A 16,756-nucleotide genomic window follows, 5' to 3' on the forward strand; every position below is an offset into this window, starting at 1 on the left:
TATAAATACTGCCACAGTTCTTTAAACGCCAGTTTAGGATAAGAGTGTAAGGAATAAAGATAATAAAGCAGGGTATTTACAAGAGAGGAGTGTTGAGTTACATAGATTTTGAATCAAAAAAATATGCACTCAACAATGAAAAGATGTATCATAACTCTATTTTGTATAATAGATAATTATTGTAAAGTTTACGAAGAATGGGAAGAAAGCAAATTAATACCCAGCGTTAGGAAGCGTAGGAGATCAGGGAGTTTAAGGCTTTCAGAACTATATAACTATAGTATTATATTTTTATATATCTCCATGCAAAGATTTTAAGAATTATTATTTATATCATCTATCATGTAAATATAGAGGATATTTTAGTCTTCCTAGTTACAGTCGGATAATCCAGTTGTGGCCAAGATTAGTATTACCTTTAACTATAATGTTACAATTATTTACAGGAGATGAGACTGGTATATATTTTGTTGATTCAACCAAATTATCGATATGTCATGCAAAACGTACAAATAATAATAAAGTGTTTAGTGGCATTGCTAAAATAGGTATGAGTAGTTACGGATGGTTTATGGGATTTAAATTACATATTGTAATTAATAATAAAGGTCAGATTATGGCAATTAAAATAACAAAGGGTAATGCTAGTGATTTATCTGCTGTAGACTCAATTACCAAAGGATTATGGGGTAAATTATTTGGAGACAAGGCTTATATTTCTAAGGAAATGTCCGCTAAATTATTTAGTCGTGGGCTACGGTTATTTACTGGGATTCGCAAGGATATGAAAAATCATTTATTAGATATAGAAGATAAAATACTCTTAAAAAGCAGATCAATAATTGAATCAGTATTTAATGTACTAAAAAACAGCATGAACCTTGAACATTCAAGACATCGCTCCCCTATTAATTTCTTAGTTCATATACTTTCTTGCGTAAATGCTTTTAATTTCAATAAATCTAAAAAATTTCTAACACTACTTGCTTATCCTCAGACCTCCTTATCCTAAACTGGCGTTAATAACAACCCAAGCTTATTTCCCACAGTAACATCAATATATTTTGCAGCAGCTGGAAGCCCTTTGATTTCCATTTCTACATACGTATCTTGCTTTGGAGGGATTTTTGCTTTGAGCTTTGTAATAGATACATATTCATCCAGAACTCTATTATTATGATCCATCGCCCTAACTTTAATTAAAGGATTAGATATTAAATAATCAGAGTTATTAGATATTTTATAAAACATTTTTATAGTACCAGCATTATGCGAACTTCCTAATTTAATTTCCTCTATTTTTAGCTGATCATACTTGCTCAAGTATTTAAAGCTATCTAGCAGTAATATAGCTAAACAAAAAATTATAAAGCTAGTCCACAAGAATGGAAAGACGTTATATTTTCGCTTAGGTGGAATATATGGCAAAATCACTGGTACGTTTGCAGAAAATTGATTACCATATCCATTTTTAACAGGTGTTTTAACGGCTTCGAATTTATCTTCATCAAAATCACTTAATTTACTGGTATTATAATCTAATTTTTGATACCAGATATGCCTACATTTAGAGCATTTAACACGTCGTCCGTTAATACCTATTTGATTATTTGAGACAATAAATTTTGTTTGACAATTAGGACAACTAATATACATAGTAAATTTTTTTATATTTGACTTCATGATAAAGTTATTTATGATTTTTAGCAATATAACAGTTAAAAATTATGCTCCCATATATCAAAGAAATTGAAGAAGCTTGGCAAATAAAGGACAAGCTATTACAAGACTCCGTAAAACTTTCAGCATTAAAAAAAATACTGCACGATGTTATAGAAAGCCTAAATAAAGGTACTATTCGTGTTTGTGAAAGACAAGAAAATAGTTGGCAAGTTAATGAATGGGTAAAAAAAGCAATTCTTTTATATTTTATGACGACTGAATCACAGCTTTATAATAATAATTATAATAGTTGGTATGACAAAGTTGCCCCTAAATTTCCTTTTGATGCTGAGCTTGACAAGTTTAAAGAAGCCGGCATACGCAAAGTCCCAGGATCGTTTGTTAGAACCGGCACATATATTGCTAAAAATGTTGTCATTATGCCGTCTTTTATCAATATCGGTGCTTATATAGATGAGGGAACAATGATTGATACATGGGCTACTATTGGTTCATGTGCTCAAATCGGTAAAAATTGCCATATTTCAGGCGGTACTGGAATCGGTGGCGTGCTTGAACCACTTCAAGCAAAGCCTGTTATTATTGAAGATAATTGTTTTATTGGGGCAAGATCGGAAATTGCTGAAGGGGTTATAGTAGAAGAAGGAGCGGTAGTTAGTATGGGTGTCTTTATCGGAGCTTCTACAAAAATAGTTTATAGAGATAGTGGTGAGATTATCTATGGTAGAGTACCTCCCTACTCTGTAGTAGTGCCAGGAGTATTACCTAATAAAGAAACAGATAAACCAGGACTTTATTGTGCTGTTATCGTAAAACAGGTTGATAAAAATACGAGAGCTAAAGTTAGTATTAATGAATTGTTAAGGAGTTGATATCTAAAAATATTATAAAAATAAATAATTATAAATCGTTATTATTATTAAATAAAAACTATTTTTTATTTACATATAAAAATTTTGTTTAACTGTTGTTTTTTAACCTTGACTTGAAAAATATTAAGGTGTAACCTTATAGTTGCAATAAAATAATTAAGGAGGATAAAATGACAACTTTAGTAGGAATCCAAAATAATTTTGTAGATGCAATAAAGGAACTGATTGAACTTGATTATGATGCTATAGAAGCATATGACCATTAATAGAATTACCGATGAGAATTATAAAATACAATTACAAAGGTTTAAGGAAGATCACGAAAGACATGTAAAAGAATTAAATGAACTGTTATTAAAACATAAAGAAGAAAAAGTAAATGGTCCTAGCAGTAAACAATGGCTAACAAAAGGCAAAGTAGTACTTGCTACACAGATTGGCGATAGAGCTATATTACATGCTATGCTTTCAAATGAAGAAGATACTAACACTGCTTATGAAAGGCTAAATAATCATGCTGATAAATGGCATGATGCAGAAAAGGTTTTAGAACAGGGTTTTAAGGATGAACAAAAACATAAAAAATGGATAGAAAAGCAACTTAACGATTAACTAAGAAAATAAGGAGAGTACAGAGTTAGTATATACCGCAAATACTTCAAAAGTTGGTAAGTCAAATAAGCGGTGAGTCTGCGGAACGTAGATAGACTACGTGAGCAAAGACGAATCCCGAAATTTGGCTTGCTAAATCTTGAAGTATTAAAGGTATACATCTAATAAATGAAGAGTTGGATAGACGATAGTATCAATTTGGAAAAGAGCATGGAGTCTGTAAGACGAGGAGCGGAGCATACAATAAGTACGTGAGCATCTGAGGATTTGCAAATACTACATAGCCAATTTTTCAAATAAAACGAGTATACTCTCTATTTCAGATTTGTAAAAGCCTTGGAACTATATAACTATGCAGCATTAAACCCTTATAGGTTAGATAGATATTTTCATCTAACCTAATTAAATCTAATTCTTGATAGTGGTTAAGGCTGCTAATATCTAAAATATTCTCTAATTTTGCATCTATTTTCTGCTCCAATGCAGAAATATTTATGCCATTTTTAAGGCGTAATCCCATCATCAAAATTTCTTCAATTATCTCTTGCTTGGTTAACTTAGAATTAGTTTGAATACCATTATTTTTATTATTAACTGCTTCTAACCATTTTTCCGGCTTATGCCACATCATAATTGCCGATACTGAACTAGGATTTTCAATTATTCTACTGTGAGCACCAGGACCTATACCTAAATAATCATTATAATTCCAATAGGTTAAATTATGCACACATTCTTGTCCTTTTCTAGCATAATTAGATATTTCATATCTAAAATAATTTTGAGATTCTAGATAATCATTCGTCCACTCATACATTTCAGCTGCTATATCAGAACTTGGAAGGATCAAATTACCATCATGAAACAACTTATAAAACGGTGTACCTTTTTCAATGGTAAGCTGATAAAGAGAAATATGCCCCGTAACAAGTTCCATTGCTTGCTTTAGTTCTTGCTGCCAATCTTTTAATTCCTGACCGCTACGAGCATATATCAGATCAAACGAAACTCTAGAAAAAATTTTATTAGCGGATTCAATCGTTTTAATAGCCTGCAATGAATCATGAGTTCTGCCAAGCTTTTTTAAGTCATCCTCTCTTAAAGATTGTACTCCAATCGAAACACGATTAATACCGGCGGCTTTAAACGCCTTAAATTTTTCTGTCTCAAATGAAGTTGGGTTAGCCTCTAGTGTTATTTCAGTTTGCTTATCTATTCTTGCGAGTTCACTAATTTTATTTATTATTCCCTCAACAATTTTAGGATTCATCAAAGAAGGAGTGCCTCCGCCGAAAAAAATAGATTTTATATATTTATTTTGAATAATATCTTTAAAATATTCTATTTCTTTCTCATAAGATTTAAGCCAATTATCATCATCTATACTATTCGCTATATGGGAATTAAAATCACAATAAGGACATTTAGACAAACAAAAAGACCAATGAATATATATGCTTAAATCATTCGCCTTAACTTCTTTCATAAATATAACTTACTTTAACTACTCAATTTCTGCTTTAGATAATTTCGTAATTTTTATAACCGACTCTAAGGTAAGTCTTTCTTTCATCATTTCTTTTGCCATAATAATTTTTTCTTCTTTTCTACCTTGTTGTATCCAATGATGAGTTATGCTTCCCATAATGTTCTCTCTTTTTTTAGGATTTAATTTTGACGATTGGCTTATTTAAGTTTTTTGATTTCGTCTTCATTTAAACCAGTTGAGGTAGCAATTAAATCAATTTTTAGACCTGCTTTAATTAAATTTCTAGCTATAGCAATCTTCTCTTCCTGCATTTTCTCTGCCATAATAGCTTTTGCTTCTTCTCTTGCTTCTTCTTTACCTTGTTGCATCCAGTGGTGAGCTATACTTTTCATAACGTTTTCTCTTTTTTTAGGATTTAATTTTGATTTAAGTAGTTTTTCTACTTCTATTATATCACTTTGCTTAATCTTGGTCAAAGTGTAGTATAAAATTAGTTCTATATGATCAATACCGATATCAATTTTAGCGAATTTAGGCAAAAGATCAGCTGTATACTCGTTTTATTTGAAAAAGAGCTAGGAGTTTATAAGGCGAGGAACGGAAGCAGTTACTTAATACGTGAGTACCGCAGATCTTATAGAACGACAACGCCAATTTTTGAAGTTCATCGAGTATAAGTGCATCTCAAAAAATTCTTTGGCAACTATTGGATTCTCAAACGCACTTCGGATAATTTCGTCGTGCTTAGGCTTTGTAGACACTTAATTATTGATACACTGTTAATATAAAAGGAATTATATGTATTTCTACTAATGGTATAATAATATTATTTTTTTAATTAAAAGTGGTGATTTGCTTTTAGGAAAACAACTTTCCAAGTCCACTGCGAAGCAAGTTTTTAGGATTCATGTTGCTTGCTTTTTTCATCATGTCACTTATTTGCTTGAATTGTTTTAATAGAATATTTACTTTCTGTACTGTAGTTCCAGCACCCAAAGCTATACGTTTTCTGCGAGAAGCATTAATAATATCGGGATTTCTTCTTTCCTTTGGGGTCATAGATAAAATGATTGCTTCTTGATGCTCGATTATTTTACTGTTTAACTTCGATTGATCTATCTGATCCATAATCTTACCGCTACCAGGAAGCATACTAAGTATACTACCAAAACCACCCATCTTTTTTATACTTTTCATTTGTTGTAGGTAATCATTTAAATCAAACTTACCTTTTTTTAATTTAGCTGCTGTTTTTTCTGCTTGTTCTCTATCTACTATACTTGCTGCTTTTTCAACGAAAGAGATAATATCCCCCATATCAAGTATTCTAGACGCTATACGTTTAGCATCGAACTCTTCTAAATCGGTTAGTTTCTCGCCACTGCTTAAAAACTTAATTGGTCTTTGCGTAATATATTTTACGCTTAATGCCGCACCACCCTTAGAGTCACCATCAATTCTTGACAAAATTAATCCTGAAATTTCTAGCTGCTCATTAAAGCTACTAGCCGTAACTACCGCATCTTGCCCTGTCATGCTGTCGATTACTAACAACGTTTCGGTTGGCTCTACTAGCTTCTTAATAGCTATCGCCTCATTCATCATTTCTTGATCAATTTGCGTTCTTCCGGCAGTATCATAAATAACTACATCATATGCCGATAATCTGGCTTCAGCCATTGCTCTTTTAACTATATCAAGAGGCTTTTCACCTTTAATAATCGGCAGTGAATTAATTTTTACCGAATTTGCAAGTATTTCTAGCTGCTCTTGTGCTGCCGGTCTATAAGTATCAAGAGAGACTAATAAAACTTTTTTATTCTGATTTTTAAGACGCAACGCTAGCTTACCACTTGCTGTAGTTTTACCGCTACCTTGCAAGCCTACCATTAAAAGATTTACCGGCGGTTTTGCATTTAAATTTAGTTTTATCTCATCTTCACTAGAGGATAAAATATTTATCATCTCTTCATGAATAATTTTAATTATCATCTGCCCGGGTGAAACGGATTTGATAACTTCCTGTCCTAAGGCTTTTTGTTTAACTTCTGCTACGAAATTTTTTATTACAGGCAGAGCAACATCCGACTCTAAAAGAGCAACTCTTATATCTCTTAAAGCAGCATCTATTTGCTCTTCAGTTAAAAGCCCTGAGCTTACTAGCCGATCAAAAATCTTCGTTAAATTTTGTGTTAAAGTTTTAAACATAAAGATAAATAATTAAATAAAGTCTTTGTCTAATATATTTCTCTCTTTGCATTTTAGCAACAACAATATTTGTGACTTTTATACAACATATTAGTTTTATGCTAAAAAATATATATTTTAAAAAACCTTATAAATTAAAGCAATATTATGCAAAAATGTCTTAAAATGAGATAAAAATTTACAAAAATATTAAATTGCTGAAATTACCAAAAAACAAGAATCTAAAGAACTTGCAAATAACTAAGTAAAGAAAACTTATTAAAAATTTGAAAAAAATAATAAATCCCGAATCTAATCCTAAATCTATAAACGATCAAATAGCAAAGCTAGCTGTTCAAGATACAGTATTATTAATATGTGAATTACTTAACAATAATACCTCGGATATTATTAGTTGTACTAGGAATTTTAAAGTATCAATTGAAGTTACTACAGATGATATTAAATATATAGAAGTAATAGGTAACACTGTACTTAGTAACTCCATCTTTGATGAATGATCTTCTTAAGAAAACTCACTCATCACTAATATATAACTAGCTTTTAAATCTAAATCATAATCGATTGTATTATATATTAGCTTTTTTATGTCAGCAAATTTTTGAATTAGATAAGAAAGGTTACGATTCGGTAATGCATGAAATATTTTATTTTCTAAATCAGAAAACTCAACATCAATATTTGAAGATTTTTTTAGAATTCTATTCATTAATAAGAGTATATTATCAGTAAAATCTAACCATAACTCTCTATCTTTAGCATTAAATTGCTTAATAAACTCTAATTTAGAATTTAAGTTTTCATTATCTGCTATAGGCTGAATAAATTTATAATATAATTCTTCTTCAGAAATTCTTTCAGACGATTTAGTACTAATTTTAAAACATCTAGATCTGATGGTAGAAATTATACTTGAAGCTCTTGAAGTAATTAGAAATATATAACTATTTTTAGGGGTGTCTTCTAAAATCTTTAAACATGAATTTGCAGCATTCAGATTCATAAGATCTGCCGAATAAATTACGGCAACCTTACAGCCTGAAATTGCAGAGGTTTTACTTAAGAACTCCTGTAATTTTCTTATTTGCTCGATAGAGATATTCTTAGCATTAGACGTAGCAGAAACTTCTCTAGCAATAAGATGATAATCTGGATTATTTTCAAGAGGAATACTATTCTTTAAAAGCTTTGAACATATAAATTTCTCTATATCTTTTAAAGCTTGCTCTATATTTTCTGCTTCAATAAGCCAGCTATTATGTAGCTTTTTATGTTTTAAACTAAATTCTAGATGCTCAATTATCATATAAACTATATAGTTAAGGCTTCCTTTAATGCCATGATTCTTGAAGCATAATTATACTACTAAAGCTATAGGACTGCTAACAGTCCCACGACTGTACCTCAGGCTTAACTGCGGTACTATAGGAAAAAAATATAAGTTACTTATTATTACAAGCTTCTTTAAGTTTACTTCCAGCTTTAAATACAGGTTGCTTATAAGCAGGTATAGTCATTTTTGCTCCTGTTTTTGGATTACGACCTTCTCTTGATTTTCTGCTTTGTATTCCAAACGAACCAAAACCTGTGATATTAACACTATGTTGATGTTTAGTAGCAGAAATTATAGATTCAAGCACCCAATTAAGTGCCTTTTCTGCATCAGCTTTTGTAAATGATTTATGCCCCTGATGTTTATGGTGGTGACCATGCTCAGTCATAAAAGCAATAAATTCTGTCTTATTCATTTTTTTAGGTTGTGTACTCATAAAAAATCAACTCTCTATTTAATGGGTTAATACATTACTGTCGTAGTACAATATATACAACTAGCAATAATGCACATCAATATATTTTTTTATTTTTTAACTAGGTTATTTAATTATAACAAACTCTTAGTTTACTGCAAATATCCGTTATTTATAAAATTTTAAAGATATATATAATTGTATAATTGATAAAAAAATGTAGCCATTTTACATCAGTTATGCTTTCAAAGCTGGATATAATTAAATAATTCAAGTAAAAATTTACAATAAATATATCAAAGAGAACATCAAATCAAATGTTATTATCTGAAATTTGCATAAAACGTCCGGTATTTGCAACTGTTTTAAGTTTAGTTATTTTAGTTCTTGGAACAATTTTTTTCACTAAGCTACAAATTAGAGGTACGCCAGATATTTCAATTCCTAGTATAAACGTCAATGCTTTTTATGCTGGTGCTGATGCTTTATATATGGAAAAAGAAATCACAACCCGAATAGAAAAGGCTTTAAAAACAGTTAAAAATCTAGATTATATAACCTCACAAAGTAGTACTGGGCAAAGTAGTATTACTTTATCTTTCTTATTATCTACAGATATTGAAGTAGCATTAAACGATGTACGCTCTAAAATATCAGATATAACTTATATGTTTCCACAGGATATGAAAGCACCTTCAGTTGCAAAGCTTGATGCTGATAGCTTTCCAAGTCTTTTTATAAGCGTTGAAAGTGAACAATATAATGATTTAGAGTTAACAAAAATTGTTGAAGATTATTTGCAAACTCCTTTAGATAAACTAGAAAGCGTAGGACAGTCACAAATTTATGGCGGCAATGAATATATAATGAGAATAGAGCCTGATCCTAAAAAATTATATCAACATAAAATTTCTTTATTAGATATTGAGGTTGCCATAAGAGAACAGAATAAAGATTATCCTGCTGGTAACATTAAAACGGGAGTAAATAATTTTATAGTAACTCTTGAAGGTTCTTTATCTAAACCGGAAGAATTTGGCAATATTATAATAAAAGTCCAAGATAATAGTATAATCAAACTACAAGATATAGCTAAAGTATATTTAACTGCTCCAGATAGTGAAGTATTATTTAGGTATAATGGGAAAAATTCTATTGCTCTTGGGGTTATCAAAGAATCTAAAGCTAACGTTATAGATTTATCAAATGATGTTACAAAAGAGATTGAAAAAGTAAAAGAGTCACTTCCTAAAGGAATAAGCTTAAATATTGCGTATGATGGAGCAAAACCTGTTAGAGCTTCAATTTATGCAGTATTTCAAACCATTTTTGAAGCTTTAATATTAGTGATTTTAGTAACATATTTATTTCTTGCCTCTGCTAAAATTACCCTAATTCCATTTGTTACTATTCCTGTATCGTTAATAGGTACTTTCAGCGTAATGTATGCTATGGGGTTTTCTATCAATATCTTTACGCTACTTGCCATGATCCTTGCAATCGGGCTTGTGGTAGATGATGCAATAGTTATGCTTGAAAATATATTTAGATACAATGAAATGGGTCATAAACCTATGGAGGCGGCATTGCTCGCATCTAAAGAAATAGGGTTCGCAATTATTGCAATGACTATTACACTTGCTGCTGTATTTTTACCTGTTGGATTTATAGATGGGTTTGTTGGGAAATTATTCATAGAATTCGCATGGACTTTAGCATTCTGCGTTTTATTTTCGGGGTTTGTAGCCTTAACCTTAACACCCATGATGTCAAGCCGTATGATTACTAAGCATAACGCTCCGACTCTTAAATTTTTAGTTAAATTTAATGAGCTTTTACAATTAATACAGGATAGATATATTCATTACCTAAACCTAACTTTTGATAATAAAAAGAAATTTGTCCTAATTATTGCTGCGTCGTTTGTGGTATTAATAATCAGTTTTAAGTTTGTGCAAAAAACCTTTATACCTCAAGAAGATGATGGGTTCTTGCAATTATCTTTTAAAGGACCGGAAGGATCCAGCTTAGAGCATTCCACCGAAATAGTAATAGAAGCCGAGAAAATCCTTGCTAATTACAAAGATATAGCAGGTTACTTAATGGTAATAGGAGCAGGCGGTAGTGATAATGTCTTTTCTTTCGTACCATTAAAAGATTGGAAGCAGCGTTCTAGATCGCAAGAAACAATTAAGAATATGCTGAATAAGCAGTTCTCCGAGATAGTAGGTATGCAAGTTTTTGCTATGGATCCTCGCTCAATGGTCAGTAGTGGCGGAGGTAGCCCTATCGAATTTACTATTCAAACAAATCTTGAGTATGATGATCTAGATAAAATATCGCAGCAATTTATAGATATAATGAAAGCAAACCCGATTTTTTCTAATGTTAATAGGAACCTACAATCAGCAATGCCAACTATTGCTATCGAAATTAATCGTGATAAAGCTTATTTATATGGAATGAATATGGCAAATATTGGTAAAACAGTGCAATATTTGCTGGCAGGTCAACAAGTAGGTGATTTTAGAATGGGGAACGATTTATATGAAGTAATTCTGCAATTTAATCAAAAAGATCGTAGTAGCATTAGTGATTTTAGTAAAATTCTAATACCGACAAAGAATAATAATATGTTGCCCCTTGAATCAATAGCTAATATCACAGAAAAAATATCCGTAAAATCATATAGCCATTATAACAACTCAAAATCTGTTACCATCTCTTCCGACCTTAGCCCTGATAGCAAAATTGAAGATGCGATTAACGAAATTAATAAAATAGCAGCTAACTTACTTGATTCGAGTAACACTATACTCGAATATATCGGAGAAATTAAACAAATGAAAGAAGCAGATAGTAATATGCTTATGACATTTGGCTTTGCTCTCATATTCATTTATTTGGTGCTTGCAGCACAATTTGAAAGCTTTGTTGATCCGTTATTAATATTGCTTGCTGTACCTTTTTCAATAACCGGTGGGGTGCTTACTCTTTGGATTTCAGGTAACAGCCTTAATATGTATAGTAATATCGGGCTTATTACTTTAATTGGGCTAATCACTAAGAACTCTATTATGATAGTAGAATTTGCTAACCAACTAAGGGAAAAAGGAGCAAATATTAGAAATGCTATAATAGAAGCTTGTACTCTTCGCCTGCGACCAATTTTAATGACTACACTTGCTGCTGTCGTAGGTAGTATACCACTAATTTTTGCAACAGGTGCGGGAGCTGCTGCCCGTAATTCTATTGGTCTTGTAATAGTTGGTGGCTTAAGCATTGGTACTATATTTACAATTTTTGTTATCCCTGTAATATACCAAACATTTAAGAAAAATTAATAACTTGTAAAATAATTTTACAAATATAAAAATTTAAATGGACATCTATCTAAAAATAGGAAATTATAATTGTATGGTAAATTGTTTTGAAGTCTAGATTTACTTAAACATCAATAATATGGAGAGCAAAATATGCTAATAAATACTTCTAGTAATCCACTTATCACTACTATACATTTACTATCTTCTATAGGTGCTATAAATTGGGGGCTAATTGGATTATTCAATTTTAACCTAGTAACACTTTTATTCGGTTCATTTCCAATTATTGTTAAGTTACTTTATATAATTATTGGTTTTTGTGGGATATATTCATTTTTATGTTTAGGAAAATTATTCTGTAAACCAGGTGTGGAAAAGGGGAAATAATTAATAACTTTAGTATTATCCGTTGAGAAAAAAGCGGATAATACTATCTTTAGTCAGTATAACAAGACTCTATATCTTTTTTAATTAATAGCTGAATTTTGACGAAGCAATCTCAGGAATATCACTATGAGATTGCTTTTTAACCTTAAGCATTTTCTTCGTCAAGTTTTGCTGCTACTTTACGCATTTTATCCATAAAGAAACCTGTTCCTGCAGGTACTAAACGCCCAACTATAACATTCTCTTTCAGTCCTCGTAGCTTATCAACCTTACCAGCAATAGCAGCTTCAGTTAAAACCCTAGTAGTTTCTTGGAATGATGCAGCAGATATAAATGATCTAGTTTGCAGAGAAGACTTAGTAATACCTTGTAATATTAACTGAGCATCAGCAGGTCTTAAACCATTCTTAATTGCTTTTTCATTTATTTCATCAAATTCACGTCGATCTATCTTCTCGCCTACTAATAATGTAGTACCGCCTGAGTCTGTTATTTCTACTTTCTGTAACATCTGACGAATAATTACTTCTATGTGCTTATCATCAATTTTTACCCCTTGTAGACGATAAACAGCTTGAACCTCTTTAACAATATAGCTTGCAAGAAGCTCTACACCCATCACTTTTAAAATATCCTGAAGTACTGGATTACCATCAATTAATAAGTCACCTTTCTTAACAAAGTCTCCCTCATTAACCACAACATGCTTACCTTTCGGTACCATATACTCAAGACCCATTGAACCATCAACTGGGTGTATAATAATACGTCTCTTAGATTTATAATCTTTACCAAACTCTACTCTCCCATCTATCTCAGCAATCACTGCATGATCTTTTGGACGTCTTGCTTCGAAAAGCTCAGCTACTCTTGGTAAACCACCAGTAATATCCTTAGTAGTAGTTGACTCTTTAGGAATACGTGCAATTATATCACCTACTGATATTTGTACCCCATCTTCTACACTTAAAACCGCTCCAACTGGTAAATAATATCTTGCTTCTAAACCATTTGATAACATGATAATTTCACCCTTAGCGTCAAGAAGCTGGATTCGTGGTCTTAGTTCGGCTCCACGTGAATATTGTTTTGATTCGATGATAACTTTGCTTGGAATACCAGTTGCTTCATCAGTTACATCACGAACCGAAATCCCCTCAACCATATCTTTGAATAATACCTTACCAGATTTTTCAGTAATAATAGGTATGGTATATGGATCCCATTCTGCAAGCTTTTGCGTCTTAGTAACCATATCGCCCTCATCAACAAGTAATCTTGCACCATATGGGATTTTACTACGAGCTTTTTCATTGCCGTTATTATCAAGTAATAATAACTCACAGTTATGGCTCATAACAATTTTGCGTTCTTCGGAATTAATAACCACGTTACGGCTAAGAATTTTTACTTTTGCATCATATGAAGCTTCTACAGAAGATACTTCTGCTCCTTTCGTTGCTGCTCCTCCGATATGGAAAGTTCTCATTGTAAGCTGTGTACCTGGCTCACCGATAGATTGAGCAGCGATCACCCCTATAGCTTCCCCTTCGGAAACTAACGAACCAGTAGCAAGATCTCTACCATAACATATAGCACATATACCGGTGGAACTTTCACAGGTTAGTACTGACTTAATCATAATTCTATCTAAACCTGCAGACTCGATTTGCTCTAATTTAGACTCATTAATTAATTCACCTTTGGTGAGAATTAAATCATTAGTCACCGGATGATATATATTAATAGCTGCCGTACGACCTAAAATCATTTCAGCTAAAGGCACTATTACTTCACCACCTTCTATAATACTCTTTACTTCAATACCCTTATCGGTGTTACAATCTTTTTCAGTAATAATACAATCTTGTGCAACATCCACTAATTTTCTTGTTAAGTAACCTGAGCTTGCGGTTTTTAAAGCTGTATCTATTTGTCCTTTACGCATTCCGTTAGCAGAGTTAAAGCATTCAAATACTGTTAATCCTTCCTTAAAGTTAGCGATAATAGGTGTTGGTATAATTTGACCATTTGATTTAGTCATAAGTCCACGCATACCACCAAGCTGTTTAATCTGCTGGAAAGACCCTCTAGCACCTGAAATAGCCATCATATATATAGAGTTTATCTTCTGTTGATTTGAATCATCACTAACAGGTGGCTTAGCAATTTCTTTCATCATGTCATTAGCTACTCTATCAGTACATCTTGACCATGCATCAATTACCTTGTTATATTTTTCGCCGTAAGTAATTAAACCATTTGAATATTGCTGCTCAAATTCCTTAATCTCAAGCTGTGTTTCATCGATATGAACAATTTTAGATTTTGGTACAACCATATCATCCATACCAAAAGAAATGCCTGAAGAACAAGCATATTTGAAACCAAGTTTCATCAACTGATCAGCAAAAATTACTGTAGCTTTTTGACCGCAGTGACGATAGACTAAATCTATTACTAGAGATATATCCTTTTTAGTTAAAGGCTTATTAATAAACTTATATTCTATATTAGGATTAGAATGCAACAACTCACCAACCATTAATCTTCCATAAGTAGTATCAACTATAACAGGAACTATTTTACCCTCAGCATTTAACTGATTACGACGATATTTTATCTTAGTATGAATCGTTATAAATTTGTTATATAAAGCATGCTCCATTTCAGTTAAGTCTGAGAACATCATACCCTCACCTACCTCATGATCAAAAGCAAGCGTTAAATAATATAAGCCGAGTACTATATCTTTATCTGGTACAATAATAGGACGTCCATTAGCAGGACTTAAGATATTATTAGTAGACATCATAAATACCCTAGCTTCAAGCTGGGCTTCAATCGATAAAGGAATATGTACAGCCATTTGGTCCCCGTCAAAGTCCGCATTAAAAGCAGCACAAACAAGCGGGTGAAGCTGTATTGCTTTACCTTCAATTAATAACGGCTCAAATGCCTGAATACCTAAACGGTGCAATGTCGGAGCTCTGTTAAGTAATACAGGGTGTTCTATTATGACTTCCTCAAGCACATCCCAAACTTCAGGCTTTTCAGCCTCAACCATTCTTTTAGCTGCTTTAATAGTTGTAGCAATACCATATAATTCAAGTTTTGAATAAATGAACGGCTTGAACAATTCTAGAGCCATTTTTTTAGGTAAACCACACTGATGAAGTTTAAGCTCAGGTCCTACTACGATAACTGAACGTCCTGAGTAGTCCACCCTTTTACCAAGTAAGTTTTGACGGAAACGACCTTGCTTACCTTTTAGCATATCGCTTAATGACTTAAACGGACGCTTATTAGCATTTTTTGCTGCTCTACCACGGCGTCCGTTATCAAATAACGCATCTACTGCTTCTTGCAGCATTCTTTTTTCATTTCTAACAATTATATCAGGTGCTTTTGACTCTATAAGCTTCTTTAAACGATTATTTCTATTAATTACTCTTCTATAAAGTTCATTAAGATCTGAAGTAGCAAATCTTCCGCCATCTAACATAACAAGCGGTCTAAGTTCAGGAGGCATGACCGGCAATACGTTCATAATCATCCATTCTGGCTTATTTTTAGATTCTAAAAAGTCTTCTACTAATTTTAAACGCTTTACTAACTTTTTCTTTTTTACTTCTGAAGTCGTATTTTGTAGTTCTTCGTATAGCTCTTGCTTTAATGTTGGGAAATCAAGCTCTTTTAGCATTTGTTGTACTACTTCTGCACCAATAGACGCAGTAAACGCATCTTCCCCGTATTTATCCTTTGCTTTTTGCAGTTCTTCTTCAGTTAAAAGCTCGCCTTTTTGTAGAATAGATAATCCAGGATCAACTACAACATAATTTTCAAAATAAAGAATTTTTTCTATATCTCGCATCGTCATATCAAGAAGCGTACTAATTCTTGAAGGAAGAGATTTTAGAAACCAAATATGAGCAACGGGAGCAGCAAGTTCAATATGCCCCATTCTTTCACGTCTTACTCTAGAAACAGTAACCTCAACACCGCACTTTTCACAAGTAATACCACGATTTTTCATTCGCTTATACTTACCGCAAAGACATTCATAATCTTTTACTGGACCAAAAATTCTTGCACAAAATAAACCATCTTTTTCAGGTTTAAAAGTACGATAATTAATAGTTTCAGGTTTTATTACTTCACCAAAAGACCATGAACGTACTTGTTCTGGACTTGCTATATTAATTCTTATCTGATCAAATTGTTGAGTATTACTTAATTGTCCGTAAAAATTTACTACACTCATAAATACTTTTTCCTTAAAATTGCTCTTATATACCTTTGATGCTTCAAGATTTGAGGGCTTGTGCTCACGTAATTTTCTACGCCTCACCGCTTATTTGCTCCCAAATTTTGAAGTATCTGCATTATACTTCTTTATTAGAGTCGTTGTGTGAGTATACTTCTTTTCTT

The 16,756-nt window shown here is 32.0% G+C and carries 14 protein-coding genes; 6 read left to right on the plus strand and 8 right to left on the minus strand.

Translation table 11 applies throughout. From position 1 onward, the window contains the following. Positions 1-295: 295 nt before the first annotated feature. Positions 296-1,012: an IS982 family transposase gene (locus tag AAGD54_RS07105; RefSeq protein WP_341795139.1), complete on the plus strand. Its 717-nt coding sequence runs from the start codon at positions 296-298 to the stop codon at positions 1,010-1,012. On the opposite strand, the gene AAGD54_RS07110 is transcribed toward AAGD54_RS07105, so the two are convergent. Beyond that, positions 1,009-1,656, minus strand: a complete 648-nt coding sequence (locus AAGD54_RS07110) for an MJ0042-type zinc finger domain-containing protein (RefSeq protein ID WP_341795203.1) — start codon at positions 1,654-1,656, stop codon at positions 1,009-1,011. The genes AAGD54_RS07105 and AAGD54_RS07110 overlap by 4 nt on opposite strands. 71 nt (positions 1,657-1,727) lie before the next feature. Between AAGD54_RS07110 and dapD the strand changes: the two genes are divergently transcribed. Continuing rightward, positions 1,728-2,555, plus strand: a complete 828-nt coding sequence (gene dapD / locus AAGD54_RS07115) for a 2,3,4,5-tetrahydropyridine-2,6-dicarboxylate N-succinyltransferase (protein WP_341794470.1) — start codon at positions 1,728-1,730, stop codon at positions 2,553-2,555. A gap of 255 nt (positions 2,556-2,810) precedes the next feature. Further along, a complete protein-coding gene (locus tag AAGD54_RS07120; protein WP_341788365.1) occupies positions 2,811-3,167 on the plus strand; it encodes a ferritin-like domain-containing protein in 357 nt (118 codons plus the stop codon). 319 nt (positions 3,168-3,486) lie between these two features. Here AAGD54_RS07120 and hemW read toward each other — a convergent pair whose 3' ends face one another. From hemW to ffh, 4 genes are all read right to left on the minus strand, one after another. After that, positions 3,487-4,653, minus strand: coding sequence for a radical SAM family heme chaperone HemW (gene hemW / locus AAGD54_RS07125; RefSeq protein ID WP_341788366.1), 1,167 nt, complete (start codon positions 4,651-4,653; stop codon positions 3,487-3,489). An 18-nt stretch (positions 4,654-4,671) separates the two neighbouring features. Beyond that, on the minus strand, positions 4,672-4,812 hold the full coding sequence (locus AAGD54_RS07130) for a hypothetical protein (protein WP_341788367.1): 141 nt from the start codon (positions 4,810-4,812) through the stop codon (positions 4,672-4,674). A 41-nt stretch (positions 4,813-4,853) separates the two neighbouring features. Next, complete coding sequence (locus AAGD54_RS07135) at positions 4,854-5,132, minus strand: transposase (RefSeq protein WP_341794471.1); 279 nt, start codon at positions 5,130-5,132, stop codon at positions 4,854-4,856. 382 nt (positions 5,133-5,514) lie between these two features. Next, positions 5,515-6,864, minus strand: coding sequence for a signal recognition particle protein (ffh, locus tag AAGD54_RS07140; protein WP_341794472.1), 1,350 nt, complete (start codon positions 6,862-6,864; stop codon positions 5,515-5,517). Positions 6,865-7,130: 266 nt separating this feature from the next. On the opposite strand from ffh, the gene AAGD54_RS07145 reads away from it, so the two are divergent. Beyond that, positions 7,131-7,364, plus strand: coding sequence for a hypothetical protein (locus tag AAGD54_RS07145; RefSeq protein ID WP_341788370.1), 234 nt, complete (start codon positions 7,131-7,133; stop codon positions 7,362-7,364). 5 nt (positions 7,365-7,369) lie between these two features. Here the strand turns inward: AAGD54_RS07145 and AAGD54_RS07150 are convergent, their stop codons facing one another. Together AAGD54_RS07150 and AAGD54_RS07155 are read right to left on the minus strand one after the other, a co-directional pair. Beyond that, positions 7,370-8,170 (minus strand): DNA polymerase III subunit delta', encoded by an 801-nt coding sequence (locus tag AAGD54_RS07150; protein ID WP_341788371.1) that lies wholly within the window; start codon positions 8,168-8,170, stop codon positions 7,370-7,372. 136 nt (positions 8,171-8,306) lie between these two features. Further along, entirely contained in the window at positions 8,307-8,612 is a 306-nt protein-coding gene (locus AAGD54_RS07155; protein ID WP_179852190.1) for an HU family DNA-binding protein, read from the minus strand. Positions 8,613-8,929: 317 nt separating this feature from the next. On the opposite strand from AAGD54_RS07155, the gene AAGD54_RS07160 reads away from it, so the two are divergent. After that, complete coding sequence (locus AAGD54_RS07160; protein WP_341794473.1) at positions 8,930-11,956, plus strand: efflux RND transporter permease subunit; 3,027 nt, start codon at positions 8,930-8,932, stop codon at positions 11,954-11,956. A gap of 132 nt (positions 11,957-12,088) precedes the next feature. Then, entirely contained in the window at positions 12,089-12,325 is a 237-nt protein-coding gene (locus AAGD54_RS07165) for a DUF378 domain-containing protein (RefSeq protein ID WP_016947643.1), read from the plus strand. Between the two features lie 145 nt (positions 12,326-12,470). Here the strand turns inward: AAGD54_RS07165 and rpoC are convergent, their stop codons facing one another. Beyond that, on the minus strand, positions 12,471-16,589 hold the full coding sequence (gene rpoC, locus AAGD54_RS07170) for a DNA-directed RNA polymerase subunit beta' (RefSeq protein ID WP_341794474.1): 4,119 nt from the start codon (positions 16,587-16,589) through the stop codon (positions 12,471-12,473). Positions 16,590-16,756 lie beyond the last annotated feature (167 nt).

Source organism: Rickettsia endosymbiont of Rhinocyllus conicus (assembly GCF_964026465.1).
Lineage (GTDB): Bacteria > Pseudomonadota > Alphaproteobacteria > Rickettsiales > Rickettsiaceae > Rickettsia.